Raw genomic sequence first — 1,109 nt, 5'->3', positions numbered from 1 at the left:
GCTTAGGCTCAAACAGTATCAAAGTACTAAGCTTTTCTACTAATTTAAGACTAAGACTTTCTAATAAACTATTTAAAGGTGGCAGAATCTAGCAATATCCTATGCTGCATAAATTAAATTTAAAAGTTCCACTTTTATAAATTAATATTTATGTTATTTTAAAATACCTAATTATAAAATATATAACTAAGAGAAGAATAAACTTGCTACTAGAATATATGGAAATTATTGTATTAACGGAAGGGATATCTCACAATAGATTAAAATAATTACCTATTTTGTAAATTTAATTTAAAGTTTATAGAATTGTAGCATAAAAAATAAGAAGTACTAGTAAATAAGTTAGTGTAGCTTTTGTGAAAAATATTGAAAGGTAAGAACATGAAGAATATTTATAGAAATCTCTTTATATGCTTAGTACTTTTTATGTTGATTGTGGCGAAGATTTGTTCTATGATTCTAGGGAATTTACAACAAGATAAGATCATTCATAGAGCTAAAGATATGGTATATTTAAAATGGACACCTAATAGAGATATTCCTATGTGGAATTCACAGGAGAAATTTAAAAAAGGTATAACTTATGAAGGTATTCCGTATACTTGGAGCGCAAATCAAGTAAGAAATTCTAAGGAGTTCCTAAAAAATTTAAGCAACAATAATTTGCAAGGTATTGAAGATAAATATTTAGAACCTAATTACGGCAATGATTGCAGCGGTTTTGTCAGTGCTGCATGGAATATACCTAGATGTACCACTCATAATATACAGAAATACACAAAGGAAATTGATTTTAAACAATTAAGACCTGGAGATGCATTATTAGCAGAGGAACATATAATGTTGTTTTCAAATTGGAATGATACAAATCATACTAAACTAACAGTATATGAGCAAACGCCGCCTAAAGCAAGAATGACAACATATTCTATTTCGTATCTTCACTCGGAAAATTACCGTGCTGTTAGATTAAAATGACTAAGGAGCTTTTAATATAGATGGCACGCCCGAAATTTAACTTATACGACCGGACATATTACCATGTTTCGTCACGTTAAATATTTTTAATTAGTCTAAAGCTCAAATTTAAGCAGAGAGCCAAAATCTGT

The 1,109-nt window shown here is 28.8% G+C and carries 1 protein-coding gene; it reads left to right on the top strand.

Annotation, left to right across the window (positions count from 1 at the left end; all coding sequences use genetic code 11):
- The first annotated feature begins 453 nt into the window (after positions 1 to 453).
- Entirely contained in the window at positions 454 to 978 is a 525-nt protein-coding gene (locus tag HGI79_RS22420) for a hypothetical protein (protein ID WP_185652883.1), read from the top strand.
- Positions 979 to 1,109: the final 131 nt, after the last annotated feature.

This window comes from Clostridium sp. DJ247 (genome assembly GCF_014231265.1).
Note: the sequence above shows the minus strand (reverse complement) of the source record. Positions and strands in the feature narration are given on the sequence as shown.

Bases quoted from the DNA above. Each gene is read 5' to 3' on its own strand.
- HGI79_RS22420 (WP_185652883.1), top strand. From the start codon at position 454: ATGATTCTAGGGAATTTACAACAAGATAAGATCATTCATAGAGCTAAA.